A 24993-nucleotide genomic window follows, 5' to 3' on the forward strand; every position below is an offset into this window, starting at 1 on the left:
CCTCGGCGCGGGCTCAGCTCAGCCGAAGTTCCAGACCACCGCCGAGTTGGCGCTGGTCAGGGCGGCCAGGACGAGCAGGTCGGCGACGCCCAGACCGAGGCCGAGGTAGGCGCGGCCACGGCGAGCGGTACCGGCGCGCAGCGCGAGGCAGGCGAGGACGATGGCGATCGGCCCGAGGACGACGTTCAGGACGAGCAGCCCGAGGAGGCCGAGGACGAAGGACGCGACGGCCATGGAGTCGGGGCGGCGGGTCGCCCCGTCGGGCAGGCGGGCGCGGTCGGCGAGCAGGGAGGAAGGCACGGGACTCACTCCGATCGGTGGCGCGCGAGCTGCTCACGCACCGCGAAGACGGCCAGCCAGCCGGCGATGACGGCGGCGGCCACGAGGGATACGGAGAGGGGGAGTTGGGCCACGGAGCCGAGCAGAACGCCCAGCAGCAGCAGCGCGGCGACAAGTGCGATCACGTTACGCCTCTCAGATTTCAGCGTACGACTGTTCACTGACTGCCGAGTCTAAAGGGTGCGAGGGGTCCCTCGCGACAGAGAACGGTTGTTTACTGAGTTCCATGAGTCACACTCCCGACGCCCCGGGCACACGCCAGGCCCAGAAGCTGCGGACCCGCCAGGCCCTCATGTCCGCGAGCCTGGAACTCCTGGAGCAGCAGAGCCTCAGCAGCCTCGGTCTGCGCGAGGTGGCACGGGCGGTCGGCATCTCCCCCGCGGGCTTCTACCGCCACTTCTGCGGCATCCCGGACCTCGGCGTGGCCCTGGTCGAGGAGACCCTGGGCAGTCTGCGCACCCTGATAGCCGCGATCCTGACCGAGACCGGCGACACCGAGCGGCGCATCGCGCACACCGTCGAGCTGATCGCCCGCCATATCGCCGAGCAGCCCGCCTACTTCCGTTTTCTGGTACGTGAGCGGACCGGCGGAGTGGCCCCGGTGCGCCAGGCCATCGCGACCCAACTCGACCTGTTCTCGGAGGAGTTGACCGAGGTGCTGGCCGCGGAGACCGAGCTGCGCGGCTGGCAGCCCGAGGATCTCCGCATGCTGGCGGGCATGTACGTGGACCAGATGGTGATGACCGCGGCCGCGCTCCTGGAGGCCGGGCCGGACGCCACGGAGGAGACCGCGCGCATCACCCGTACCGCCCGACGCAGGCTGCGCCTGATCAACGTGGGCAGCGAGCACTGGCTCGACGCGGGTCAGCCGCCGTCCGCGTAAAGCCCGGTTCAGCCGTCGTCCGCGTAGAGCCCGACGATCGACGACGCCGCCCGCGCCAGTTCGCGGCGGGCCTCCGACGGGGAGAGGACCTCGGCGCGGTCGGCGAAGGAGAGCAGCTGGCGGATCTCGCGGATGTCACCGAAGGCGAGGCGCACGGGGACCCAGTCCTCGTCGTCGAGCCCCTCCGCCGGGAGCGCCGTCATGTAAGCGCCGTTCATCCGGACGAACATGTCGAGCCAGGGCCGCCGCACCCGCGCCTCCACGACGATCGCGCCCGAGCGGTCCTCGACGCGGCGCCGCAACTCCTCCCATACGTCGGCGAGTTCGACACCCGGCCGCCTGCGCACGGGCTCCCCGGTCACCTCGGCCGCCTCGACGCGGTCGACGCGCAGCAGCCGCGGGGCGCCGTCCCGGTCGGCGACCAGGTACCAGACACCGGCCTTGGAGACGAGGCCGTACGGGTCGACGGTGTAGTCGCGCGCCGCCGACCGGCCGCTGTGGCGGTAGCGCACATCGATGCGGCGGTCGCTGAACACGGCGTCCTGCAGGGCCTCCAGGTCGACCGCGGGCCGCGGTCCGCCGAGCCAGCGCACCGGGTCGACGAGGATGCGGCGCGCGGCCAGTTCGGCGCCGGGCCGGTGCGGGGCGGGCAGTGCGGCCATGACCTTGCGCAGCGCCGAGCCGATCGCAGAGTCCAGGCCGAGCGCGGCGTGCGTGCCCTCCGCGGCGAGCACGAACAGCGCCCGCGACTCGTCGGCCGTGAGCCCCGTGACATCCGTGCGGTAGCCGGGCAGCAGCGCGATGCCGCCGTGCCGGCCGCGCTCCGCGTACACCGGGACGCCGCTGCCGGAGAGCGCCTCGACGTCGCGGTAGATCGTGCGGACGGACACTTCGAGGCGCTCGGCGAGTTCATGCGCGGGCACGCGGCCGCGGGTCTGGAGCAGCAGCAGGATGGAGAGCAGCCGTTCGGACTTCACGCCACCCAGGATCGCCCACCCATACGCGTACGGGGATCAGCGGGCGAGGACCGTCCTGGCCAACTGCCGGGACTGGGCGACGAGTCGGCCCGCGCTGTCCCAGACCTCGGCGTCCTCCTCCAGGAAGCCGCCCGCGAGGTTGCGGGTGGCTATGGCGACGCGCAGCGGGCCCGGGGCGGGGCGGCAGCGCACATGCACGGTCAGCTCGACGGTCGGCACCCAGCCGGAGAGGCCGAGCTCGAAGGCGGTCGGCGGGAGGGCGTCCACGGTGAGGAGCAGGGAGAGCGGGTCGGCGTCACGGCCGTCGGCGAGGCCGAACCAGGCGCGCATCTCGCCCTTGCCGGAGGGTGTGCCGAGGGCCCAGCCGAGGGTGGCGGGGTCCAGCTTCAGCCACAGCCGCTCGGCGATGGCGGTGCTGCCCTGCACGGGGGCGTCGTCGGGCGCGTCCTGCGGGCCGAAGCACTGGTCGACGGGCGGGATGGGCGGGACCTCGGCCGATGTGCGGACGTCGTCGGGCAGGGCGTCCAGGTCTCCGTACGAGGCGATGACGCGGATGCGTTCCACCTCGGTGCCGTCGGCCTCGTACTGGACGAGGGAGGCCTGGCCGGTGGAGAGGGTGCGGCCGGCGCGGACGGTGTCCGTGCGGATCACGGCCGGGCCCGGCTGGGAGGCGGTGAGGTAGTGCGCGGAGATCGTGAACGGGTCGGGGTGCGGCAGGGCGTCGGCGAGGGCGCGGCCGATGACGGCGAGCAGATAGCCGCCGTTGACCGCGTTGATGATCGTCCAGCCAGCGGAGAGTTCGGTGTCGTAGACGCCCTCCGCGCGGCGCACCACCGCGGTGTCGCGGTCGAACTCGCTGTCGCCGATGGTGGCCCGTGTCGTGGCCTGCGCAGCCTGCGTGCCCTGAGTCATGGATGCACGGTACAACAGGCAACTACTGAGCGGTAGCTTTTTCGTCGACCGCGGATCGCCGGTTCCAGGCGCGCGGGGCCCGCCAGTGCCGGGTGATGGCGAGCAGCCGCAGCACGAACGCGGTGATGACGGCGAGGGCACTGGTGTAGCCGTTGAGGATCTCGAAGTGGATGCAGAGGACCACGATGCCCGCGCCGACCATGGCCGGCACCGCGTACAGGTCACGGTCCCAGCGCAGCAGCGACGGCACCTCGTTGGCGAGTACGTCGCGCAGCACGCCGCCGCCGACGGCCGTGGCGAGGCCGAGCGCGGCGGATGCGGTGAGGCCGAGGCCGTACTCGTACGCCTTTATCGTGCCCGCCACGCAGAACAGGCCGAGGCCGGCCGCGTCGAAGACGTTCACGGCCAGGTTGATCCGCTCCACCTCCGGGTGCAGGAAGAAGACCAGGGCCGCGGCGAAGAGGGGGGTGACGAAGTAGCCGAGGTCGGTGAAGGCGGACGGGGGTACGGCACCGATGATCACGTCCCGGAAGATGCCGCCGCCGAGCGCGGTGACCTCGGCGAGTACGGCGATGCCGAACACGTCGAAGTTCTTGCGGACCGCGAGGAGGGCCCCGGAAATGGCGAACACGAAGATTCCGACCAGATCAAGGCTGTGCTGGACGGAGGGTGTGAAGAGGTCCTGGATCACGGGGTGCATTGTGCCGGGTCCGTGCCGGTGCGTTCAGGTGCGGGCCGACCTGGGCACCCCCAGGGGGCTCCGCCCCCGGCCCCCCGCTCCTCAATCGCCGGAGGGGCTTCTTTTCGCGCTCCGCGCTCGTCCTCAATCGCCGGACGGGCTCAAATTGAGCCCCTCCGGCGATTGAGGAGGCGACGTCAGTCCGCGGACTTCGACGCCCCCGGGACCTCCACCCCCGCCGCCTCCGCCGCGGCCACCGCCGCGGTCAGCAGGACCGTGTCCTGTGGGGCCTGGTCCTCCGCGTTCTCCGGGTGGTGGCAGGCGACCTGGTGGCCCGTGGCCAGGGAGAGCATCGGGGGCTCGGCCGTCTTGCAGATCTGTGTCGCCTTCCAGCAGCGCGTGTGGAAGCGGCAGCCGCTCGGCGGGGCGATCGGGGACGGCACGTCGCCGCGGAGCAGGATGCGTTCGCTCTTCGCCGCGCGGCGTCGCGGGTCCGGCACCGGCACGGCGGAGAGCAGCGCCTTCGTGTAGGGGTGCATCGGCGACTCGTACAGCGACTTGCGGTCCGCCAGCTCGACGATCTTGCCGAGGTACATCACCGCGATCCGGTCCGAGACGTGCCGGATGACCGACAGGTCGTGGGCGATGATCACGTAGGTGAGGCCGAGCTCCTGCTGGAGGTCGTCGAGGAGGTTGACGACCTGCGCCTGGATGGAGACGTCCAGGGCCGAGACCGGCTCGTCGGCGACGACCAGCTTCGGCTTCAGGGCCAACGCCCTTGCGATGCCGATGCGTTGACGCTGGCCGCCGGAGAATTCGTGCGGATAGCGGTTGTAGTGCTCGGGGTTGAGGCCGACGACCTCCAGGAGTCGCTGGACCTCCTTCTTGATGCCGCCCTCGGGCGTGACGCCCTGGAGCTTGAAGGGGGCCGAGACGATCGCGCCCACGGTGTGCCGGGGGTTCAGCGACGAGTACGGGTCCTGGAAGATCATCTGGACGTCGCGGCGCATCGGGCGCATCCCGCGCACGCCCAGGTGCGTGATGTCGCGGCCCTCGAACTCGACCGTGCCCGCGGTGGGTTCGAGCAGCCGCGTGATCAGCCGGCCCATGGTCGACTTGCCGCAGCCGGACTCGCCGACGACGCCCAGGGTTTCGCCCGAGCGGACGTCGAAGTCGATGCCGTCGACGGCCTTGACCGAGCCGACCTGCCGCTTCAGCACGCCCTTGCGGATCGGGAAGTGCTTCTTCAGGCCGGTGACCTTGAGCAGGACCTCGCCCGGCGCGGGATCCTTGCTCAGCACCGCGGAACCGGAGTCGGCGCTCTGCTCGGGAATCGTCACGGGCGTGCCCTGCCCCTCGGGACGGTCTTCGCGGTTCTCGCGCATCTCGCGGAGTTCACTGTCTTCGCTTCGCTCTTCGCGACGGTCTTCGCGTCGGTCTTCGCTCACAGCTTGGGCGCAATCTCTTCGGTCCAGATACGTTCCCGCTGCTCCAAGGAGAGGTGGCAGGCGCTCCAGTGGCCGCTGTCGGTCTCGGCCAGCTCGGGGCGCACCTCGCGGGTCACATTGCCCTTCGGCACGTCCGCGTACGGGCAGCGCGGGTTGAAGGCGCAGCCGGACGGGATGTTGATCAGCGAGGGCGGGGAGCCCTTGACCGGGATCAGACGCTCGGTCTGCTCCTTGTCGATCCGCGGCATCGACCCCAACAGGCCCCAGGTGTACGGGTGTTGGGGCTCGTAGAAGACCTTCTCCGCGGGGCCGCGCTCGACGCAGCGGCCGCCGTACATCACCAGGATGTTGTCGGCGAGCTCGGCGACGACGCCCAGGTCGTGGGTGATGACGATGACGGCCGAGCCGAACTCCTTCTGCAGATCGCGGATCAGGTCCAGGATCTGCGCCTGCACCGTCACGTCGAGCGCGGTGGTCGGCTCGTCGGCGATAAGGAGTTCGGGGTTGTTGACCAGCGACATCGCGATCATCGCGCGCTGCCGCATACCGCCGGAGAACTCGTGCGGGTAGGAGTCCACGCGCTTGTCGGGCTGCGGGATGCCGACCCGGTCGAGCATCTCGATCGCCCGCTTGCGCGCGGCCTTCTTGTCGACGTCGTGGTGGACGCGGTACGCCTCCACGATCTGCTTGCCGATCGTGTAGTACGGGTGCAGCGCGGAGAGCGGATCCTGGAAGATCATCGCCATCTCGCGGCCGCGCAGGCGGCGCACCTCGTCCGGGTCGGTGGTGAGCAGCTCCTGGCCGTCCAGCCAGATCTCGCCGGAGATCTGCGCCTTGCGCTTGCCGTACTGACCGGCGGTGTGCAGGCCCATGATGCCGAGCGAGGTGACGGACTTGCCGGAGCCCGACTCGCCCACGATGCCGAGGGTCTGCCCCTTCTCCAGCTGGAAGCTGAGGCCGTCGACGGACTTCACGAGGCCGTCGTCGGTGGGGAAGTGCACCTTCAGGTCGCGTACTTCGAGGAACGCGGAGGGTGCGGGAGAGTCGCTCGCGACCGGCTCGCCGACGGCGGCTCCGGTCTTCTTCAGGTCGCTCATCCGAGCCTCACTCGCGGGTCGATCACGGCGTACATCAGGTCTACGACGAGGTTGGCGAGGGCGATGGCGAGGGCCGTGCACAGCGTGACGCCGAGGATCATCGGCAGGTCCTTGCCCTCGATCGCCTTGACCGCCTCCTGGCCGAGCCCCGGCAGGTTGAAGGTGGTCTCGGTGAGGATGGCGCCGCCGATGAGGATGCCGAGGTCCAGGCCGAAGACGGTGAGGATCGGGGTCATGGTGGAGCGCAGGGCGTGCCGCCGGATGACCACGGGCTCGGTGACGCCCTTGGCGCGGGCGGTACGGATGTAGTCCTCGCCGAGCACTTCGAGCATGGTGGCGCGGGTGAGCCGTGCGTACATGGCGGCCTGGAGGAAGGCGAGCACGATCCAGGGCAGGATCAGCGTCTCCACCCAGGTGCCGATGGAGTCGCTCGTGGTGAGCGAGTCGTCGAGGCTGAACCAGCCGAGGCTGTGGACGAAGACGCCCATCGCGATCATGCCGGTGAAGAAGATCGGCATGGAGACACCGCCGAGGGCGGTGATCATCGCGGCGCGGTCCCAGATGGTGCCCCGCTTGAGCGCGGAGACGACACCGACGGTGACACCGCCGATGAGCCACATGACGGCCGCACCGCCGGCGAGCGCGAGGGTGACGGGCAGGGCGTCCTTGACGGTCTCCCAGACGGGGAGTTCCGTACGGAACGAGTAGCCGAGGCAGGGCGCGCCACAGTGCGTGACGTTTTCACCGCTGCCGTAGTCCCGGCCGAGCGGAATGCCCTTGACGAACTCCCAGAACTGGACGAGCAGCGGATCGCTCAGGCCCAACTTCTGCCGGATGCCCTCCAGTTGCTCGGCGCCGGAGTTCTTGCCGGCGAAGAGCACGGCGAGGTCCTGGCCCGACCACTTGGGCAGCATGTAGAAGATGACGAAGGTCGTCAGGAGGACGACCAGCACCATCACGAAGACGGCGCCCAGGCGCCGGATGAGATAAGCAAGCACTGTGCGCGGCCCGCCGGCGGCCGGATCTCCGGGTCTCGGAGCTCCGGCCGCCGACCGGGGCCATCACCTGCCCTTCGGACTGGCGGGGTTCGGCGGTTGGGAGGTGGTGGCTACTACTTCACGCCGAGCGAGATGTAGTCGTAGCGACCGCTGTAGGCGGCCGAGGTGTAGACGTTGGTCACCCTCGATCCGCGCCAGGTGATGTTCTTCTCCTGGATGAACGGCATCCACACGGCCTGGTCGATCACGCGGTGACTCAGGTCCTTGTAGATCTTGGCGGCGTCCTCGGGCGTCTCGGCCGCGATGGCGTCGTCGAACATCTTGTCGATCTTCGGGTCGGAGACCTGCGCCTCGTTGTAGTTGCCGTTCTCGAAGATGAAGCGGCTGTCCCACAGCGGCTGGCCGAAGCCCTGGCCGGACGGGAAGTCCGGGCCCCAGCCGGCCATGATCATGCCGTAGCCGCGCTTCGCGACGACCGAGGGCGAGCCGGTGATGCTGGAGGACTCGGAGCCGACGATGGTGTCGACCTCCAGCTTGATGCCGACCTTGGCGAGGTCCTGCTGCAGCTGCGTGGCCGCTTCCTTCTCGTTGGGCTGGTCGCTGCGCGCGCTGATCTTGGTGGAGAAGCCGTTCGGCTTGCCGCACTTCTTCAGCGCGTCCTTGGCCTTGGCGACGTCCGGCTTGCCCTTGCGCTCCAGGACGCCGTACGGGTCGTAACTGGCGTCCGAGCCCGGGATCGACTTGGGCAGCGGGCTGACCGCGATCTCACCGGCGGCGAGCTTGCCGCCGCGGGTCTTCTGCAGCGCGGCGAAGTCGGTGCCGTAGAAGACGGCCTTGCGGCACTCCAGCTTGTCGAAGGGCTTCGCCTTCGTGACCAGGGCGACGTACCGGATGAAGTCCGTCTCCATGTTGTCGACGTTGTCCTTGTGGTCCTGCATGGCGGAGATACGGCCCGACTGGGTCATACCGGTGCCATTCATGTCGATGTCGTACTTGCCCTCCATCAACTTCTTGTCGTTCTCCTCCTTGTTGGAGGAGAAGGTGACGGTGACCTTGTCCGGCAGCGCGGGCCGCACCGGGTCGGAGGACTCCTTCCACTCGGTGTTGCGCACGAGCGTCAGGGACTTGCCGGGGCGGTACGACTCGAACTTGTACGGGCCGGACGAGAACGGCATGTTCGCGTACTTGGCCTTGGTGTCCTTCTCCTGCTTCACGGGGGAGCCGGAGGGCATGGCCAGCATGTTCTCGAAGTCGCTGTTGGGCTTCGGGAGCTTGAAGATGATGGTCTGGTCGTCGGGCGTCTCGATCGCCTTCAGACCGAGCTTGTCCTTCGACTTGTCCTTGTACGGGCCCTCGTACTCGCCCTTGGGGTCGAGCACGTTCTTCAGGTACGCGGGACCACCGGTGATGACCTCGGTCGCCCAGATGCGCTCGATGCCGTACTTGATGTCCTTGGAGGTCAGCTTCGAGCCGTCCTCCCAGGTGAGCCCGTCACGCAGCTTGTACGTGTAGGTCTTGCCGTCGTCGCTGATCTCGGCCTTGTCCTTGGCCAGGTCGGGGACCAGGTTGTTGGACGCCTCGCCCGGCTTCGTGTCGTAGGTGACCAGGGTGCGCGTGTAGAAGCGCATAAAGTCCCAGGTCATGCCGTAGTAGGCGCGCTGCGGGTCGGCCGAGTCGATGGGCTGCTTCGCGATGAACCGCAGCGTGCCGCCCTTCTTCTTCGACGCGTTGGCGACCTTGTTGATGCCCGCGTTGTAGCCGGCACCCTTGCTGTCGTCCTCGGTGTCGCCGCCGCCACAGGCCGTGGTGGTCATCAGCGCCGCGACGACCAGGGCCGCACCTGCGGTGAACCTTCGTTTCGTGGAAGCTCTGGGCATTTGTCTCGCATCCTCCGAGATTCGCGGTCCTTGGCTTTGGTGGCCTAGGAGCCTTTGGGCAGAAGCCACCTGACGGTGCGGCAGGGGCAGCTCAGATGAGGGTCAACGGGTTCCCTTGGGGTCCAGGGCGTCGCGCAGCCCGTCGCCGAAGAGGTTGAAGGCCAGCACGGTCAGGAAGATCGCCAGACCGGGGAAGACCATGAACATCGGGTCGTGCTCGTAGACGTTGAGCGCGTCCCGGAGCATGCCGCCCCAGGAGGCGGTCGGCGGTCGGACACCCACGCCGAGGAAGCTCAGGGCCGCTTCGGTGAGGATGTTGGTCGGGATCATCAGCGTGGTGTAGACGGTGATCGGCGCGACCAGGTTCGGCAGCAGTTCGCGGAAGAGGATGTGTCGCGATCCGCCGCCCAGGCTGCGCGCGGCCTCCACGTACTCCCGCTCGCGCAGGGACAGCGTCTGACCGCGCACGATGCGCCCGATGTACGGCCAGCCGAAGAGGCCGATGACCAGGATCAGGGTGGCGATGCGGACGCCGCTGCCGGAGAGGCCGAACAAGTCGTCCGGGAGCACCGAGACGAGGGCGATGATGAAGAGCAGCTGCGGGAAGGAGAGCAGCACGTCCATCGTGCGGCTGATCACCGCGTCCACCCAGCCGCCGAAGTACCCGGCGATGATGCCGAAGAGCGTGCCGAGGACGACGGCGACGACGGCGGCGAGCACGGCGACGAGCATCGAGATGCGGGCGCCGTAGACGATCCGGCTGAACACGTCGCGGCCCGTGTTGGGTTCGACGCCGAAGAGGAAGTCTCCGCTGATGCCGCCGAGCGCACCCTTGGGCAGGTTGGTGAGGTCTTCCAGCCGGTCCAGGTTGCCCTCGTTCGGCGGGTGGCCGAGGAGGCCGACGATCACCGGGGCGAAGACGCTCACCACGACCAGGAGCACGACAACGATGCCACCGGCCAGGGCGACCTTGTCCTGCTTCAGGCGGTTCCAGGCGATCTGCTTGAGGGAGCGCCCTTCGACCTTCTTGGCCCCGGACCCGTCCGCGGCCTCGACGGGCGCGGCCTTCGCCACGTCCGTGGGTGTGTCATGCATTGGCGCCGTCATCGTGGCAGGGACCCCTCTCAACCGGTGGTGACCGGCCCACACTTGCCGCTGTAGCGACTGGTTCGTATGCGTGGCGCAAGCGGCACCGGCCCTCGGGCCGTTTGGTCTGGCAGCTCGCACACAGGCCCGAAAGGCCGTACATCCGGGGAGTCTTCAATGTGTCCGCGATCACCCGCCAGCCCTGGTGGTGAATGGATGCGCAACCGTGATGTGGCCAGCGGGCTTCCGTTATGCGAACGTCCGGTTCGCCCTCGCGGGCGCGCAAATTCGGTCAACTTGCCGCAGAGGGGCTTAAGTTGCGAGGGGGTCCCAATCCGTGGGCTCGGGGGCCAGTCCCCGGACCCCCGCTCCTCAATCGCCGGAGGGGCTGATTTTTCAGCCCCTCCTTCGGGAAGGGGCGGGGAGGGGAAGAGGCAGCGTCAGTACCCGCCCTGTTGCGGGTAGCCGTAGCCCGCGCCGCCCGGGGCCACGTGGGCCTCTCGGTCGTAGAACGGGCGGGAGTTGGCGCGGAGCCACATCGCGACCGGGTCGTACTCGTCGGAGAGCGCGACCGTCGAGACGGGGAGGCCCTCCGGCACCGCCGCGATGGACTGCTGCATCATCGCCCGCACCGCGTCGACGGACGCCGCGTCCGTGCCGTACACATCCAGGCCGATCGCCAGATACGGCGCGCCCACCGCGGGCTGCACCCACGCGCGGCGCAGCGAGCGGACGACCGGCGTGCGGTGCGCGTTCTGCGTCAAGTGGGCGTAGAACTGCGGGATTTCGACGGCCGGTTCGGACAGCCGCAGGGGGCCCGCGGGGGCCTTGTCCAGGCCGGTCGCGATGCGCCGCAGGTCCAGCCACGGGATCCCGACGCCGCCGCCGGGCGCGTGCGGGTTGAGCCAGAGGCCGTACTGGTCGGGGAAGAGCGTGCGGGCCACGTCGACGCCCGCGACGACCTCATGCGCACGGTTCCAGCCGGAGGCGGCGAGCTCCTGCGCGGAAGTCACGCAGGGGGCGTAGCCGAAGCCCTCCACGTCCATGTTCCCGTACTGCGCGTCCGGGGATCCGGCCTGGCCGTGCCAGAGGAGCATCCACACCCGGCCCTCGGCGATCGCGCCGAGCAGCGCTTCGTAGGCGTCGTACCGCCCGGGTGTGACCTGGCGCAGCATGTGCTCGACCTGCCCGACCGCAGCCGTGCCCGACGCACTCACTAGTTGACCGCCCCTTCGCCCCGTACGCATCGACTGCCGTCCCCGACCTCTCCCGGCCCGGGCACCCGGGCCGCACTGGGGACACCCGGGTCATCAAACCAGCTTATGCGGCGCGGTTCGCAGCGGCGCTCCACAGCCGGAATCCCGCCCAGAAGAGGAATACGATGCTCCGCCCGTCAGTGGCCGTCGGTGTAGAACGGCCGCGCCTTCTCCCGCATCCAGTCCGCCACCGGGTCCTGGGTGACGTCAAGCAGGACCAGGTTCACCGGCCATGCCACCGGCACGCGGCCGAGCGCACGGCCCAGCGCGTCCATCGGTCTGTTCCGGTCTGCGCCCTCCCAGTTCGACAGCTCGACGCCGACGAACATCACCGGGCTCTCACCCTCGATGCTCGCGAGGCAGCGGCGCGCGCTGCGCACCACGCCCGTGGCGGCGAACTCCTCGCCCGCGGCGGCCAGGAAGTCCACCGGGTCGTCCTGCCAGTCCGGCTGGAACAGCCGGACCCGGCCGCCGGTCGTCGGCCCGTCCAGCTCGGTGCGGCCGGTGCGGCACAGCTCCGCCACCGCGGGCGGCGGCAGCGGCACCCCGACCGCGCCCTCGGGGTTCACGGCGATGCCGAGCAGCGGCGGAAGGCCGCGGGCGAACTCCACGGCGGGCGCGACGGTGTACGGCATGTGCTCGCCGGCGACCCGGCGCAGCTGTTCCTCGGAGCTGAAGACCGGTACGTAGGCCGCGCCGCCGATGTCCATCGTGGGCAGGTCCAGGTTCGGGCTGTCCTGGCTGCCGCCGTTCGGCAGCGGGACCCAGACGCGGCTGCGGCCGAGCACCTGCAGGATCCGGCCGCCCGCCGACGCGGGACCGGGCTCGGCACCGGCGCCGAGCGAGGCCGCGAGGACCTCCTCCAGCTCGTTCGCAGGCCAGCCTCCGTACGGATGCCCCTGAGGCCCCTGCGCACCCTGTCCCGGAATGTCCATCTCGTACCTCTGCCGCCCTGCTTCACCTACGTGTCCGCACCTGCGCCCCAGACCCTAACTCCTCGGCCAGGGGCGGCGAGGAGCCGTCCACGGGTGGGCTCCCGGCGGCGGTCAGCGTCCGAAGCCGATCCCCCGCAGCCGGTCCACCGCGTCCCGGTCGAGCAGCACCGCCGAGGCGCAGCCCGCCGGGATACGGCCCCGCTCCGCGTCCCGGACCAGGCGGCCGACGGCCCTGCGGTGCCGCGCGAAGGCGTACCGCGAGACGCCGCGGCCGCGCTCGCGCTGGCCGGCGAGGGCCGTGTCCGGGTCGACGTCGAGCAGCAGCAGATGCAGTCCGCGGCCGCGGCGCTGCGCCTCGCGGGCGAGCCAGCGGCGCACCCAGGACTGCGTACCGCAGTCGTGCACGACGACGCTCGCGCCGGAGCGCAGGGCGCGGCGCAGGCCGGCGTAGTGCGCGACCCGGACCAGGGGGCGGTACAGCGCGTACGGCAGGAAGCCGGGCATCCGGCGGGCCCAGCGGTCGCGGGCGTCCTGGGAGTCGAACCGGGGCGAGGCCACCACGCGGTCGATCAGCGTCGTCTTGCCGCTGCCGGGCAGGCCCGAGACCACGACGAGGTCGCCCGCGCCGAAGCACAGCTGCCGCGGCGCCCGCCCGGCGCGGTGCCGCAGGTCCCGGACCACGGGCGCGGGACCGAGCGCCTCCGCCGCCGCGGCGCCCGGCTGCTCGGGCACCGCGACACCATTCGTCGCGGTCATCGCCGGATACGCGCTGGCCTTGTGCACCGTGATCGTCCTCCCCGTTCGGTCACGCGACTCTTCTCGCCCACTGTAAAGAGACGGTAATGCGGCACAAGCGGATTACCCCATTACCTGTGTCACCACCCTCGCCCACCTGTGACCTGGCCGTCGCCGTGCACCGGCCCGGTCACAGATCCGCAGCGGCCCGCTCCGCGCGGGCGCAGGCGTGCAATGATGTGCGGGCCAACTCCATACCGGCCGCTTGAATCCGCGCGGGAGAGCCCCCAGCCAGCATCGGGGCGCCGAAGGAGCAAGATCCTCCCTTGAATCTCTCAGGCCCAGTTACCGCGCGGGCGAGGCAGATCTGAAAAGCGAGCCGCGCTGTGTGGCTCCACCCAAGGTGCAAGCCGGGCTCCCGGCGAACCTCTCAGGTTGTGAATCCCAGGTTGTGAAACCGCGGGTTCCGATGACAGATGGGGAGGACGACCTCGCCAGTCATGCCCCGGGAGCCACACACATGAGCCCATCCGTATCGCCGCGCCGTACGGCGCTCGACGCGCTGCACCGTTCGCTCGGCGCGACCATGACCGACTTCGCGGGCTGGGACATGCCGCTGCGCTACGCAAGCGAGCGCGACGAGCACAACGCCGTCCGCACCGCCGCCGGCCTCTTCGACCTCTCCCACATGGGCGAGATCACCGTCACCGGCGTACAGGCCGCGGACCTCCTCGACCACGCCCTGGTCGGCAACATGGGCTCCATCAAGCCCGGCCGCGCCCGCTACACCATGATCTGCCGCGAGGACGGCGGCATCCTCGACGACCTGATCGTCTACCGCCTGGAGGCCGACACCTACATGGTCGTCGCCAACGCCTCCAACGCCCAGACCGTCCTCGACGCCCTCGTCGAGCGCGCCCCCGGCTTCGACGCCGAGGTCCGCGACGACCGCGAGGCGTACGCGCTGCTCGCCGTGCAGGGCCCGCACTCCCCCGCGATCCTCAAGTCGGTCACGGACGCCGACCTCGACGGCCTCAAGTACTACGCGGGCCTGCCCGGCACCGTCGCGGGTGCCCCCGCCCTGATCGCCCGCACCGGCTACACCGGCGAGGACGGCTTCGAGCTGTTCCTCGCGCCCGAGCACGCCGAGCAGGTCTGGCAGGCGCTCACCGAGGCGGGCCAGGAGTACGGCCTCGTCCCGGCCGGCCTGTCCTGCCGCGACACCCTGCGCCTGGAGGCGGGCATGCCGCTGTACGGGCACGAGCTCAGCACCGCGCTGACGCCGTTCGACGCCGGACTCGGCCGCGTCGTGAAGTTCGAGAAGGCCGGTGCTTTCGTCGGCCGTGACGCGCTCGCCGCCGCCGCCGAGCGCGCCGAGAAGAACCCGCCGCGCAAGCTCGTCGGCCTGATCGCCGAGGGCCGCCGGGTGCCCCGCGCAGGCATGGCCGTAGTGGCCGACGGCACCGTCATCGGCGAGATCACCTCAGGGGCCCCGTCCCCGACCCTCGGCAAGCCGATCGCGATGGCGTACGTCGACGCCGCGCACGCCGAGCCCGGCAGCAAGGGCGTCGGCGTGGACATCCGCGGCACCCACGAGCCGTACGAGGTCGTGGCGCTGCCCTTCTACCAGCGGCAGAAGTGACACACCCGCTCCGCACTTCCCTCCCCTCGTCCCTCAGCACTCCACCGCGTACAGGAGAATTCAGGCCATGAGCAACCCCAAGGAACTGCGTTACAGCAAGGAACACGAGTGGCTGTCGGCGGCCGCCGACGGTGTGTCCACGATCGGCATCACCGAGCACGCCGCGAACGCGCTCGGCGATGTGGTCTTCGTCGAGCTGCCCGAGGTCGGCGCGACCGTGACCGCCGGCGAGACCTGTGGCGAGCTGGAGTCGACCAAGTCGGTCAGCGAGCTGTACTCGCCGGTCACCGGTGAGGTCGTCGAGGCCAACGAGGACGTCGTGAACGACCCGTCGCTCGTCAACTCGGCCCCGTTCGAGGGCGGTTGGCTCTTCAAGGTCCGCGTCTCCGAGGAGCAGCAGGACCTGATGTCCGCCGACGAGTACACCGAGTTCTCCGGAAGCTGAGGCGCCGTACCCATGTCTGTGCTGAACACCCCTCTCCACGAGCTCGACCCCGACGTCGCCGCCGCCGTCGACGCCGAGCTGCACCGCCAGCAGTCCACCCTCGAAATGATCGCCTCGGAGAACTTCGCTCCGGTCGCCGTCATGGAGGCGCAGGGCACCGTCCTCACCAACAAGTACGCCGAGGGCTACCCGGGCCGCCGCTACTACGGCGGCTGCGAGCACGTCGACGTCACCGAGCAGATCGCGATCGACCGGATCAAGGACCTGTTCGGCGCCGAGTACGCCAACGTCCAGCCGCACTCCGGCGCCTCCGCCAACCAGGCCGCCCTCTTCGCGATCGCCCAGCCCGGCGACACGATCCTCGGCCTCGACCTGGCGCACGGCGGCCACCTCACCCACGGCATGCGCCTGAACTTCTCCGGCAAGCAGTTCAACGTGGTCGCGTACCACGTCGACGAAGCCGGTCTGGTCGACATGGCCGAGGTCGAGCGCCTCGCCAAGGAGAACCAGCCCAAGGTGATCATCGCGGGCTGGTCCGCCTACCCGCGCCACCTGGACTTCGCCGAGTTCCGCCGCATCGCCGACGAGGTCGGCGCGAAGCTGTGGGTCGACATGGCGCACTTCGCCGGTCTCGTCGCCGCCGGACTGCACCCCAACCCGGTGCCGTACGCGGACGTGGTGACCTCCACCACCCACAAGACGCTCGGCGGCCCCCGCGGCGGCGTCATCCTGGCCCGGAACAAGGACTTCGCGAAGAAGCTGAACTCCGCGGTCTTCCCCGGCTTCCAGGGCGGCCCCCTGGAGCACGTGATCGCCGCCAAGGCCGTGTCCTTCAAGGTCGCGGCCAGCGAGGACTTCAAGGAGCGCCAGCAGCGCACCCTGGACGGCGCCCGCATCCTGGCCGAGCGCCTGGTGCAGGACGACGCCAAGGCCGCCGGCGTCGACGTCCTCTCCGGCGGCACCGACGTCCACCTGGTCCTCGTCGACCTGCGCAACAGCGAGCTCGACGGACAGCAGGCCGAGGACCGCCTCCACGAGGTCGGCATCACCGTCAACCGCAACGCCGTCCCGAACGACCCGCGGCCCCCGATGGTCACCTCGGGCCTGCGGATCGGCACCCCGGCGCTCGCCACGCGCGGCTTCGGGGCGGAGGACTTCCGCGAGGTCGCCGACATCATCGCCGAGGCCCTCAAGCCGGACTTCGACGCCGAGTCGCTCAAGGCCCGCGTCACCGCCCTGGCCGAGAAGCACCCGCTCTACCCCGGCCTGAAGTAAACCGGGACACTTTCGTACCCTTTAGTTCGTACGTACGAAAGGTCGGGGCACCCCGCACACTGGACAGTGTCAGTGAGCGAGGTGCCCCGCACCACGTCCACACCCCCCGCACGTCCTGCACCGCCCTTGTTTCTCTGCGTCACCCCCGGCAGACAACGGCGTCTACCAACCACCCCTTGGAGTTCCCGTGGCCATCTCGGTCTTCGACCTGTTCTCGATCGGCATCGGCCCGTCCAGCTCCCACACCGTGGGCCCGATGCGCGCCGCCCGGATGTTCGCCCGCCGCCTCAAGAACGAGGGCCTGCTCGCCCACACCACCGCCGTCCGCGCCGAACTCTTCGGCTCCCTCGGCGCCACCGGCCACGGCCACGGCACCCCCAAGGCCGTCCTCCTCGGCCTGGAGGGCGACTCCCCGCGCACCGTCGACGTGGAGAGCGCCGACGACCGCTTCGAGCACATCAAGCAGAGCGGCCGCATCAACCTCCTCGGCGCCCACGAGATCGACTTCGACTTCGACGAAGACCTGATCCTGCACCGCCGCAAGGCCCTGCCGTACCACGCCAACGGCATGACGATCCACGCGTACGACCAGGAGGGCGCCCTCGTCCTGGAGAAGACGTACTACTCCGTGGGCGGCGGCTTCGTCGTCGACGAGGATGCTGTCTCGGGCGAGAACCCGATCGTCCCCGAGGACACCGTCCTCAAGTACCCCTTCCGCACCGGCGACGAGCTGCTCCGCCTCGCGGGCGAGACCGGCCTGTCCATCTCCGCCCTCATGCTGGAGAACGAGAAGGCCTGGCGCACCGAGGACGAGATCCGCGAGGGCCTCCTCGACATCTGGCGCGTCATGCAGTCCTGCGTCTCCCGCGGCATGTCCCGCGAGGGCATCCTCCCCGGCGGCCTCAAGGTCCGCCGCCGCGCCGCGAACAGCGCCCGCAAGCTGCGCTCCGAAGGCGACCCGGCCGCCCTCGCCATGGAGTGGATCACCCTCTACGCGATGGCGGTCAACGAGGAGAACGCGGCGGGCGGCCGGGTGGTCACCGCCCCGACGAACGGCGCGGCCGGCATCATCCCGGCGGTCCTGCACTACTACATGAACTTCGTGCCCGGCGCCGACGAGGACGGCGTCGTCCGCTTCCTCCTCGCCGCCGGCGCCATCGGCATGCTCTTCAAGGAGAACGCCTCCATCTCCGGCGCCGAGGTCGGCTGCCAGGGCGAGGTCGGCTCCGCCTGCTCCATGGCCGCGGGCGCCCTCGCCGAGGTCCTCGGCTGCTCCCCCGAGCAGGTCGAGAACGCCGCCGAGATCGGCATGGAGCACAACCTCGGCCTCACCTGCGACCCCGTCGGCGGCCTCGTCCAGATCCCCTGCATCGAGCGCAACGGCATGGCCGCCGTGAAGGCCGTCACCGCCGCCAAGATGGCCATGCGCGGCGACGGCTCCCACAAGGTCTCCCTCGACAAGGTCATCAAGACCATGCGGGACACCGGCGCCGACATGTCCGTCAAGTACAAGGAGACCGCCCGCGGCGGACTCGCGGTGAACATCATCGAGTGCTGAACCGCTGAGCAGTACGTACGAAAGAGGGCGCCGTGGTCGAACGACCACGGCGCCCTCGTCGTACGTATCGACGGGCCCGCTCAGTGCAGCGCCTTGAGGCCGATCACACAGCCCACGATCCCCGCGAGCAGCAGCAGCTTCAGGAGCGACACCGGCTCACCGCCGAACACCATCCCGTACACGACGGTCAGCACCGCGCCGATGCCCACCCACACCGCGTACCCCGTGCCCACCGGCAGCGTGCGCAGCGCGAACGCCAGGCCGGCCATGCTCAGGACGAGACCCACACCGAACACCACGGTGGGCCAGAGACGACTGAAACCCTCGGACTTGCCGAGCGCGGTCGCCCAGACGGCCTCGAGGACACCGGAGACGACAAGAACGATCCAAGCCATGACGGAACGGCTCCCTTCGGCGCCGTCGTCAATACCGGGTACGGCGCACCTCGTCCGGGAGCCGGTCGGGCTCTGCCTCCAGAATCCCACAACCCGCGCAGGTCAGAGCGGTGACCCCGACCACAGCGACCGGTTCCGCGCCCGCACCCCGGCCCCGATCCCCGCCAGCACCTCCGCCACCGGCAACGGCTCCGACCGGCGCCCACCCCGCAACCGCAACGCCACCCGCCCGTCCACCGCCTCCTTCGGCCCGATCACCGCCAGATACGGCACCAGGCGCGCCGCCCTGATCCGCGCCCCCAGACTCCCCCGCCCCGGCCCGACCAGCTCCGCCCGCAGCCCGGCCCGCACGAACTCCTCCACACAGCGCTCCGCCTGAGGCACCTGCTCCTGGGACAGCGGCACCACCGCCACCTGCAACGGCGCCAGCCACGCCGGAAACGCACCCCCGTACACCTCGATCAGCCGCGCCACCAACCGCTCCACGCTCCCGACGACGCTGCGGTGCACCATCACCGGCCGGTGCCGCGCCCCGTCCGCCCCCACGTACTCGAGGCCGAAACGCTCCGGCTGATGGAAGTCGACCTGCACGGTCGACAGGGTCGACTCCCGCCCCGCACGGTCCACGATCTGCACGTCGATCTTCGGCCCGTAGAACGCCGCCTCCCCCTCGACCGCCTCGTACGGCAGCCCCTCCGCGTCCAGCACCTCGGTCAGCAGCGCCGCCGCCCGCTCCCACATCGCCGGGTCGGCCACGTACTTCCCACCCGCACCCGGCAGCGACAGGCGGTACCGCGCCGCCTCGATACCCAGGTCCGTGTACGCCCGCCGGATCAGCCGCAGCGCGGCGCGCGCCTCGTCGGCTGCTTGGTCGAGGGTGCAGAACACATGCGCGTCGTTCAGCTGGATCGCCCGCACCCGGGTGAGCCCGCCGAGCACACCGGACAGCTCCGCGCGGTACATCCCGCCCAACTCGGCCATACGCAGGGGCAGTTCACGGTAGCTGTGGGCGCGGGAGCGGTAGATGAGCGCGTGGTGCGGACAGAGGCTGGGCCGCAGCACGACCTCCTCGCCGTCCGCGTCCGAGCCGAGGTGCATGGGCGGGAACATGTCGTCGCTGTAGTGCGACCAGTGCCCGGAGATCTCGTACAGCTCACGCTTGCCGAGCACGGGCGAGTACACATGCCGATACCCGGCCTGCCGCTCCAACTCCTTCACATACTCCTCCACTTCATGCCGGATCACGGCGCCGTCGGGCAGCCAGTACGGCAGGCCCGCGCCCATCAGCGGGTCGGTGTCGAAGAGGTCGAGGGCGCGGCCGAGGCGCCGGTGGTCGTGCTGTTCGGGGTGCATGGCGGGGTTCATGGCGGGGTCTCCTCGCTGAGGTGGGCGGGCGAGTGACCACACGGCGAAGCCCCGGGGCACTCGCCCGGGGCTTGGACTTGCGGTGGTGGATCAGCAGTCAGCGCGCCGGGACGGTGTCCGGCGTCGTCGTGGAACGCATCGCGCGCTGCGGTACGGCTGGCTGCATGGGCCTACGGTAAGCAGCTCGGGCGAGGGGGCCGCAACCGATTAACTGCCGTGGCCCGCCTTCCCGTTGTGTCCGGCTTGTGGATGCACTGGGCGGACCTTTCACCATTTCCGCCCCTGCCGCGCGTAGGTGTTTCGGGCCCTCCACGGCCGGGCACGTCACAGACCCCAGTTCTCCCGATCACCGGAAGGCGACTTCATGATCCGCGGGATAGACGTCAGTTCCTACCAGTCCGACTTCAGCACCGAGGGCGTCGACTTCGTCATCGTCAAGGCGACAGAGGGCCGCTCCTACGTCAACCCCCGCATGAACGCCCAGGTGAAGAAGGCCCGCGACGCCGGCTGCGTGGTGGGCTTCTACCACTTCCTGTGGCCGGGCAACATCAAGGCACAGGCGGAGTACTTCGTCTCGAAGGCGGCGGAGAGAAAGGGGGACATTCTGGCTTGCGACTGGGAGCGGACGGGCGAGGGGACTTATGCGAGCAATGCGCAGAAGGATCAGTTCATCAAGGAAGTGAAACGGCTTCGACCGTCGCATCGAGCGGGCCTGTACTGCAATCGGGATTTCTGGCTGACTGTCGACACGACGTCCTACGCGGGTGACTTCCTCTGGATTGCCGACTATGTCACCGCCGGAAAGCCCCGCATCCAGGCCAAGTGGCGCATCCACCAATACACTTCGACGCCGCTCGACAAGAACGTCGCAGACTTTTCCAGCCGAGCGGCGATGAAGGACTGGGCGACTATCAGCTGAGCTTTCGCCGCAATTTACCTGCTGGCGGGTCGGCCAGATAGGCGTTCATGACTTCGTAGGTCTTGAGGTGCGGCGGCATCGCTTCGTACCAGGAGATGCCGCTGATGTTGCACCTCCCGCACACCAGGCCACGCACGCATCGGCCGCAGGCTCGCGCGCCAGGACAACAGGCGTGGTCGTGGTCGATGTGCGGGGTACCGGCCCGCCCCATTTCCCGAGTGCCGCATATCGCGCACACGCCGCCCTGGTGGGCCAGGAGTTCATCGACGAACTCCTTCGTCACCTTGTAGTGACTCAGGCGCACCCGTGCCGCATTACAGGGCTTGCAGTACGGGCGAGGCAAGCCGGAGTTCGAGTGCACCGAATACTCGGACAACGCCTTCTCCTCGCCGCACTGAAGGCATTCGACGCGCCCCCTCTCCGCCATCGCCAGGAAGTCGCCTTGACTCCTCTTCGGGCGCAGGGGCCTCAATTCCTGTCCAGACTTGGCCTGTTGATAGTGACCGCTGCACAGCCCCTTGGCTACCGTCGCACGAACGCAGCCGCTGAAGCCACAGTCGCGAACCGACTCATCTGCCAAAGGAGTCAGTCGCTTCCCCCGGCACATCTGCACGTAATGGGCCCTGCACAGCCCATTCTTGAGGTCATGCCGATCCGAACTCCGCTCGCAGTACCACCCCTTCCCCACAGCCATACAAACCCTCACCGTTCCGCGCCGCTCACCACGTGCATCAACGTTCACGAACCGAACAACGAGTCGAATCCGTACGGGTTACGCCCCGGCCCCATCACCCCCGCAACCGCCCCAACGCCTCCCCCAACTTCCCCGCAGCGCCCGCGCGGCGCCCTCCGCGTCGCTCTGGTCGGGGGTCGGTGAGGGCCTGTCGGAGGGCGGGGGGAACTCGGCGAAGAGGTCGGTGAGTACGGGGTTATGGGCGGCGGCGACCACGGCGGCGGGCGGCGCGGGCCGTGGCGGGGAACGCGGCCGTGGGCCCGCACCACGGGGGGGGGGGCCCACGGTGGGTGGGGCTCAGGCCTTGCTGAGGTGGGTCCAGAACTCGTCGAAGGAGAGCACCTTGTCCTGGTTGCTGTCCTGCGCGCCGATGACGGCCTCGGCCACGGAGTCGGTCACGTTCCAGTCGCCGCCCTGCGCGAGCGCCTGCTTGAACTCGGCGGCGGTGATGAAGCCGTCCCCGTCCGTGTCGATCCGCTGGAACTGCGCGCGTGCTGCCTCGATGTCCGCCACTGGGTCCACCCCTTCTTGGTGCGTTACTGACGGAGGTCAGATTATCGGGGCCTGTTCCGGTGTCCGTCCGGAGAGTCCGGGTCAGCGGACGAGCTCAGCGGAAGACGCCGGTGTGGCCGAGGGAGTAGCGGCCGGGCTGGGGGTAGACGGCGAGGCCGTGCGGGCCGCCGCCGACGGGGATCTTGGCGAGCTGGGCGCCGGTGCGGGTGTCGATGGCGTAGACCTCGGAGTCGTACCGTCCGGACAGCCAGAGGACCTTGCCGTCGGCGGAGACGCCGCCCATGTCGGGGCTGCCGCCGTCGGGGAGCCACCACTTCTTGGTGAGCTTGTTCTTCGGGAAGTTGAAGACGGAGACGGAGCCCTCGCCGCGGTTGGGGATGTACATCTCCTTGGAGTCGCGGCTGATGTAGAGGCCGTGGGCGCCCTTGCCGGTGGGCATCAGCTTGGGGGTGGTGAACTTCTCGCCGTCGAGGACCCAGACGCCGTGGGCCATCATGTCGGCGATGTAGAAGGTCTTGCCGTCGGGGGAGATCTTGACGTCCTGCGGCATGGCGCCCTCGAAGGGCAGTTTCTGCTGGCCGATGACCTTCATCTTCTGGGTGTCGACCTTGAGGAGTTCGGCGGAGAACTCGCAGGAGACGATGAAGTAGCGGCCGTCGGCGGAGAAGTCGGCGTGGTTCACGCCGTAGCAGCTGACGGGTTCGGTGTGCTCGCGCTTCATGGTGTGCGGGTCGCGGAAGACCAGCTCGCGGTCGAGTGAGGCCATGACGACGGCGTGCTTGCCGTTCGGCGTGAAGTAGAGGTTGTACGGGTCGTGGACCTCGACGTCGGGCCCGCGCCGCTTGGCGGTCTTCGGGTCGATGGGGGTGAGTGTGTGGCCGCGGTTGTTGTTGACCCAGAGCGTCTTGAGGTCCCAGGAGGGCACGACGTGCTGGGGCTGGGTGCCGACGTCGATCGTGTCGATGACCTCGAACTTCTTCGGGTCGATCACCGAGACGGTGTTGGAGTTGGTGTTGGGGACGTACACGCGCGAGGGGAAGTCCTTGACCACCGGGGACAGTTTGTTCGGCCGGTCGGCGGCGTAGAGGTCGTTGGGGTCGAGGACGGGCGGCATGCCGGGCAGGCCGTCCTCGACCTTCTTGGGCTTGGCGGGCTTCTCGGCGAGCGAGGCGCGGGAGTTGTCGTCGGCGGGGGCGGCGCAGGCGGCGAGGGCGGCGCTCGCGGCGAGCAGGGAGGCGCACATCAGGACGCGGGTGCGCCGGGTGAGGGGGAGGCGGGTCTTCGGGTGGGGGTTCATGTGGTCAGCAGCTCCGTGGTGGTCACCGCGCCGAGGCCGCGGCGGTCGATCTCTTCCAGGACGGCGGGCAGCGCGGCGACCGTGTCCGCGTACCCGAAGTGCAGGCTCACCACCGATCCCTTCCTGATCCGGCCGGTGACGCGGCGCACGACGGTCGGTGCGCCCGGCGAGGTGAAGTCCAGGGAGTCGGTGTCGTACGACAGGACGTGCGGGTAGCCGGCGCGTTGGGCGAGCTTGCGCACGAGCGGGCTCGCGTACTGGGCGCGGGAGGGCCGGAACCAGGTGCCGATGGATCCGGTGAGGCGTCGCAGGCGGTTCGCGCAGCCGGTGATCTCGGCGTACGCCTCGTCCTCGGGCAGGGAGTTGATGTCGAGGTGGCGCAGGGTGTGGTTGCCGATCTCGTGGCCGCCGTCGAGGATCCGGTGCGCCATCTCGGGGTGTTCGTCGAGCCAGCGGCCGACGGCGAGGACGGTGACGCGGGCCTCGGCGCGTTCGGCCTCGGCGAGCAGGGCCTTGGCGGTCTTGGGGGCGCCCTGGCCGTGGAAGGTGAGGGCGACGCGGGGGCGGTCGCGGGGGCCGTGCTCGATCTGGCCGGGCAGTCCGGGGAAGCGGCGGGGTCCGGCGGCCGGGGGCGCGGCGGAGGGGGGTGTCTTCTTCTCGGGGGTGCTCCTGGCGGTGTCGTCCGTGCCGCAGGCGGCGGTGAGCGCGCCCGCGAGGGCGAACAGGGCTCCGGTACGCAGGGCGCCGCGGCGGTCCGTTGAAGTCACCCCGCTATTTAAGGGCGAGGCCCCTTCATTGGTAATGATTCACCCAAATTAGGACGTTTACGGGTCACCTGCCGCACAGTTTGCGCTTAACCAACGTTTACAAGGTAGGTGCCACAGGTCACCATGGATTCATTTGGTGAAGCACGCCCGGTCTGCCATAGTTGAATGCATCGACCCCCATTGACCCGGGCCAGGTCGTCTCAGCGGTCGTGGATCACACCCCCGAAGATCCACGGCACGCCCACAGAAGCCCCCGCAACGCCGCGACGCGGCGCGAGGGGGCTTCTGTGCGTACGGGCACACGAGACCGTGCCCGTAAGGGAGTTCAGCGCTCGGTGATGCGCATCTCGAACCAGGTGGTCTTGCCGCGCGGGAGCAGGTCCACGCCCCAGCGGTCGGAGAGCTTGTCGACCAGGAACAGGCCGCGGCCGCTCGTGTCCGTCTCCTGCACCGGCATCAGGCAGGGCAGCCCGCGGGAGGGGTCGCGGACCTCGACGCGGATCCAGCCGGGCCTGCGCCCCATCTTCAGGCCGAAGACGCGCGCGCCCGTGTGCCGTACGGCGTTGCCCACCAGCTCCGAGACGAGCAGCACGACGATCTCCGCGACCTGCGGTGTGAGCCCCCACTTGCGGAGCACGACGACCTGGGCGAGCCGGCGCGCGGCGCCCGCGGACTCGGGGCGGGACGGGAGCGGCACCTCGGCGTCCGTGGGATTGCCGTACAACTCCAGGGCCTTCAGGGCCTGTTCGTCCTCGACGGCCGGGGTCCACCGCATGGCGGTCACTGCGCCGTGCCGCCGCGGTCGTTCACTGCCCTCAAGCCCCGCCATGCACCCATCATGGCGGGCCAGGGCGCCCTCCGG

Annotated in this window: 26 protein-coding genes and 2 riboswitches; of the genes, 6 read left to right on the forward strand and 20 right to left on the reverse strand. The window is 69.7% G+C overall.

Annotated features, from left to right (window positions below; translation table 11 throughout):
• Positions 1-18: 18 nt before the first annotated feature.
• Complete coding sequence (locus tag RCO28_RS05590) at positions 19-234, reverse strand: DUF4190 domain-containing protein (RefSeq protein WP_308940289.1); 216 nt, start codon at positions 232-234, stop codon at positions 19-21.
• Between the two features lie 71 nt (positions 235-305).
• A complete protein-coding gene (locus tag RCO28_RS05595) occupies positions 306-464 on the reverse strand; it encodes a hypothetical protein (RefSeq protein WP_308939828.1) in 159 nt (52 codons plus the stop codon).
• Positions 465-565: 101 nt separating this feature from the next.
• On the opposite strand from RCO28_RS05595, the gene RCO28_RS05600 reads away from it, so the two are divergent.
• Positions 566-1222 carry a TetR family transcriptional regulator gene (locus RCO28_RS05600; RefSeq protein WP_308939829.1) on the forward strand — a complete coding sequence of 219 codons (657 nt, stop codon included), beginning with the start codon at positions 566-568 and terminating at the stop codon, positions 1220-1222.
• A gap of 8 nt (positions 1223-1230) precedes the next feature.
• Here RCO28_RS05600 and RCO28_RS05605 read toward each other — a convergent pair whose 3' ends face one another.
• The 11 genes from RCO28_RS05605 to RCO28_RS05655 form a co-directional block, all read right to left on the reverse strand.
• Complete coding sequence (locus RCO28_RS05605) at positions 1231-2199, reverse strand: YafY family protein (RefSeq protein ID WP_308939830.1); 969 nt, start codon at positions 2197-2199, stop codon at positions 1231-1233.
• 36 nt (positions 2200-2235) lie between these two features.
• Positions 2236-3111: a thioesterase family protein gene (locus tag RCO28_RS05610; protein ID WP_308939831.1), complete on the reverse strand. Its 876-nt coding sequence runs from the start codon at positions 3109-3111 to the stop codon at positions 2236-2238.
• Between the two features lie 22 nt (positions 3112-3133).
• On the reverse strand, positions 3134-3802 hold the full coding sequence (locus tag RCO28_RS05615) for a trimeric intracellular cation channel family protein (protein WP_308939832.1): 669 nt from the start codon (positions 3800-3802) through the stop codon (positions 3134-3136).
• Between the two features lie 185 nt (positions 3803-3987).
• Positions 3988-5175, reverse strand: coding sequence for a dipeptide ABC transporter ATP-binding protein (locus RCO28_RS05620; RefSeq protein ID WP_308939833.1), 1188 nt, complete (start codon positions 5173-5175; stop codon positions 3988-3990).
• Positions 5176-5234: 59 nt separating this feature from the next.
• Positions 5235-6335 carry an ABC transporter ATP-binding protein gene (locus tag RCO28_RS05625; RefSeq protein WP_308939834.1) on the reverse strand — a complete coding sequence of 367 codons (1101 nt, stop codon included), beginning with the start codon at positions 6333-6335 and terminating at the stop codon, positions 5235-5237.
• On the reverse strand, positions 6332-7333 hold the full coding sequence (locus RCO28_RS05630) for an ABC transporter permease (RefSeq protein ID WP_308939835.1): 1002 nt from the start codon (positions 7331-7333) through the stop codon (positions 6332-6334). Before RCO28_RS05630 ends, RCO28_RS05625 begins: the two co-directional genes overlap by 4 nt.
• Before the next feature lie 113 nt (positions 7334-7446).
• The gene (locus tag RCO28_RS05635; protein WP_308939836.1) at positions 7447-9210 is read right to left on the reverse strand and encodes an ABC transporter substrate-binding protein; all 1764 of its coding nucleotides are present in this window, start codon (positions 9208-9210) and stop codon (positions 7447-7449) included.
• 102 nt (positions 9211-9312) lie between these two features.
• Complete coding sequence (locus tag RCO28_RS05640; RefSeq protein ID WP_308939837.1) at positions 9313-10317, reverse strand: ABC transporter permease; 1005 nt, start codon at positions 10315-10317, stop codon at positions 9313-9315.
• A gap of 419 nt (positions 10318-10736) precedes the next feature.
• A complete protein-coding gene (locus RCO28_RS05645) occupies positions 10737-11513 on the reverse strand; it encodes an enhanced serine sensitivity protein SseB C-terminal domain-containing protein (protein WP_308939838.1) in 777 nt (258 codons plus the stop codon).
• Positions 11514-11689: 176 nt separating this feature from the next.
• Positions 11690-12487, reverse strand: a complete 798-nt coding sequence (locus RCO28_RS05650) for an enhanced serine sensitivity protein SseB (protein WP_308939839.1) — start codon at positions 12485-12487, stop codon at positions 11690-11692.
• Between the two features lie 111 nt (positions 12488-12598).
• The gene (locus RCO28_RS05655; RefSeq protein WP_374991113.1) at positions 12599-13243 is read right to left on the reverse strand and encodes an AAA family ATPase; all 645 of its coding nucleotides are present in this window, start codon (positions 13241-13243) and stop codon (positions 12599-12601) included.
• A 245-nt stretch (positions 13244-13488) separates the two neighbouring features.
• Positions 13489-13583, forward strand: a riboswitch (glycine riboswitch).
• Between the two features lie 159 nt (positions 13584-13742).
• On the opposite strand from RCO28_RS05655, the gene gcvT reads away from it, so the two are divergent.
• The 4 genes from gcvT (at position 13743) to RCO28_RS05675 (ending at position 18142) form a co-directional block, all read left to right on the forward strand.
• Positions 13743-14864: a glycine cleavage system aminomethyltransferase GcvT gene (gcvT, locus tag RCO28_RS05660; protein WP_308939840.1), complete on the forward strand. Its 1122-nt coding sequence runs from the start codon at positions 13743-13745 to the stop codon at positions 14862-14864.
• Positions 14865-14931: 67 nt separating this feature from the next.
• Positions 14932-15309 carry a glycine cleavage system protein GcvH gene (gene gcvH / locus RCO28_RS05665; protein ID WP_308939841.1) on the forward strand — a complete coding sequence of 126 codons (378 nt, stop codon included), beginning with the start codon at positions 14932-14934 and terminating at the stop codon, positions 15307-15309.
• A gap of 12 nt (positions 15310-15321) precedes the next feature.
• Complete coding sequence (gene glyA, locus RCO28_RS05670) at positions 15322-16584, forward strand: serine hydroxymethyltransferase (RefSeq protein ID WP_308939842.1); 1263 nt, start codon at positions 15322-15324, stop codon at positions 16582-16584.
• Positions 16585-16771: 187 nt separating this feature from the next.
• Positions 16772-18142, forward strand: a complete 1371-nt coding sequence (locus RCO28_RS05675; RefSeq protein ID WP_308939843.1) for an L-serine ammonia-lyase — start codon at positions 16772-16774, stop codon at positions 18140-18142.
• Between the two features lie 80 nt (positions 18143-18222).
• On the opposite strand, the gene RCO28_RS05680 is transcribed toward RCO28_RS05675, so the two are convergent.
• The gene (locus RCO28_RS05680; RefSeq protein ID WP_308939844.1) at positions 18223-18537 is read right to left on the reverse strand and encodes a multidrug efflux SMR transporter; all 315 of its coding nucleotides are present in this window, start codon (positions 18535-18537) and stop codon (positions 18223-18225) included.
• Positions 18538-18553: 16 nt separating this feature from the next.
• Positions 18554-18613: riboswitch (guanidine-III (ykkC-III) riboswitch) on the reverse strand.
• A gap of 26 nt (positions 18614-18639) precedes the next feature.
• Positions 18640-19902, reverse strand: coding sequence for a threonine--tRNA ligase (thrS, locus tag RCO28_RS05685; protein ID WP_308939845.1), 1263 nt, complete (start codon positions 19900-19902; stop codon positions 18640-18642).
• Between the two features lie 364 nt (positions 19903-20266).
• Here thrS and RCO28_RS05690 point away from each other — a divergent pair, with 364 nt between their 5' ends.
• Positions 20267-20821: a glycoside hydrolase family 25 protein gene (locus RCO28_RS05690; protein ID WP_308939846.1), complete on the forward strand. Its 555-nt coding sequence runs from the start codon at positions 20267-20269 to the stop codon at positions 20819-20821.
• On the opposite strand, the gene RCO28_RS05695 is transcribed toward RCO28_RS05690, so the two are convergent.
• The 5 genes from RCO28_RS05695 to RCO28_RS05715 all read right to left on the reverse strand — a co-directional run bounded on the left by RCO28_RS05695 (position 20814) and on the right by RCO28_RS05715 (position 24960).
• Positions 20814-21197, reverse strand: coding sequence for an endonuclease domain-containing protein (locus RCO28_RS05695; protein WP_308939847.1), 384 nt, complete (start codon positions 21195-21197; stop codon positions 20814-20816). The genes RCO28_RS05690 and RCO28_RS05695 overlap by 8 nt on opposite strands.
• Positions 21198-21851: 654 nt before the next feature.
• Positions 21852-22067 (reverse strand): EF-hand domain-containing protein, encoded by a 216-nt coding sequence (locus tag RCO28_RS05700; protein ID WP_308939848.1) that lies wholly within the window; start codon positions 22065-22067, stop codon positions 21852-21854.
• A gap of 94 nt (positions 22068-22161) precedes the next feature.
• On the reverse strand, positions 22162-23364 hold the full coding sequence (locus tag RCO28_RS05705) for a hypothetical protein (RefSeq protein ID WP_308939849.1): 1203 nt from the start codon (positions 23362-23364) through the stop codon (positions 22162-22164).
• Positions 23361-24131: a polysaccharide deacetylase family protein gene (locus RCO28_RS05710; protein WP_308939850.1), complete on the reverse strand. Its 771-nt coding sequence runs from the start codon at positions 24129-24131 to the stop codon at positions 23361-23363. The genes RCO28_RS05705 and RCO28_RS05710 overlap by 4 nt, the downstream gene beginning before the upstream one ends.
• A gap of 325 nt (positions 24132-24456) precedes the next feature.
• Positions 24457-24960: an ATP-binding protein gene (locus RCO28_RS05715; protein ID WP_308939851.1), complete on the reverse strand. Its 504-nt coding sequence runs from the start codon at positions 24958-24960 to the stop codon at positions 24457-24459.
• Between the last annotated feature and the right edge of the window lie 33 nt (positions 24961-24993).

The organism is Streptomyces sp. LHD-70 (assembly GCF_031157275.1).
GTDB lineage: Bacteria > Actinomycetota > Actinomycetes > Streptomycetales > Streptomycetaceae > Streptomyces.

What these genes read in the sequence shown, in the direction of transcription:
- RCO28_RS05590 (WP_308940289.1), bottom strand. Translation starts at nt 234, where the DNA reads ATGGCCGTCGCGTCCTTCGTCCTCGGCCTCCTCGGGCTGCTCGTCCTG.
- RCO28_RS05600 (WP_308939829.1), top strand. Translation starts at nt 566, where the DNA reads ATGAGTCACACTCCCGACGCCCCGGGCACACGCCAGGCCCAGAAGCTG.
- RCO28_RS05610 (WP_308939831.1), bottom strand. Translation starts at nt 3,111, where the DNA reads ATGACTCAGGGCACGCAGGCTGCGCAGGCCACGACACGGGCCACCATC.
- RCO28_RS05620 (WP_308939833.1), bottom strand. Translation starts at nt 5,175, where the DNA reads ATGCGCGAGAACCGCGAAGACCGTCCCGAGGGGCAGGGCACGCCCGTG.
- RCO28_RS05625 (WP_308939834.1), bottom strand. Translation starts at nt 6,335, where the DNA reads ATGAGCGACCTGAAGAAGACCGGAGCCGCCGTCGGCGAGCCGGTCGCG.
- RCO28_RS05635 (WP_308939836.1), bottom strand. Translation starts at nt 9,210, where the DNA reads ATGCCCAGAGCTTCCACGAAACGAAGGTTCACCGCAGGTGCGGCCCTG.
- RCO28_RS05640 (WP_308939837.1), bottom strand. Translation starts at nt 10,317, where the DNA reads ATGACGGCGCCAATGCATGACACACCCACGGACGTGGCGAAGGCCGCG.
- RCO28_RS05650 (WP_308939839.1), bottom strand. Translation starts at nt 12,487, where the DNA reads ATGGACATTCCGGGACAGGGTGCGCAGGGGCCTCAGGGGCATCCGTAC.
- RCO28_RS05655 (WP_374991113.1), bottom strand. Translation starts at nt 13,243, where the DNA reads ATGACCGCGACGAATGGTGTCGCGGTGCCCGAGCAGCCGGGCGCCGCG.
- gcvT (WP_308939840.1), top strand. Translation starts at nt 13,743, where the DNA reads ATGAGCCCATCCGTATCGCCGCGCCGTACGGCGCTCGACGCGCTGCAC.
- gcvH (WP_308939841.1), top strand. Translation starts at nt 14,932, where the DNA reads ATGAGCAACCCCAAGGAACTGCGTTACAGCAAGGAACACGAGTGGCTG.
- glyA (WP_308939842.1), top strand. Translation starts at nt 15,322, where the DNA reads ATGTCTGTGCTGAACACCCCTCTCCACGAGCTCGACCCCGACGTCGCC.
- RCO28_RS05680 (WP_308939844.1), bottom strand. Translation starts at nt 18,537, where the DNA reads ATGGCTTGGATCGTTCTTGTCGTCTCCGGTGTCCTCGAGGCCGTCTGG.
- thrS (WP_308939845.1), bottom strand. Translation starts at nt 19,902, where the DNA reads ATGAACCCCGCCATGCACCCCGAACAGCACGACCACCGGCGCCTCGGC.
- RCO28_RS05690 (WP_308939846.1), top strand. Translation starts at nt 20,267, where the DNA reads ATGATCCGCGGGATAGACGTCAGTTCCTACCAGTCCGACTTCAGCACC.
- RCO28_RS05705 (WP_308939849.1), bottom strand. Translation starts at nt 23,364, where the DNA reads ATGAACCCCCACCCGAAGACCCGCCTCCCCCTCACCCGGCGCACCCGC.
- RCO28_RS05715 (WP_308939851.1), bottom strand. Translation starts at nt 24,960, where the DNA reads ATGGCGGGGCTTGAGGGCAGTGAACGACCGCGGCGGCACGGCGCAGTG.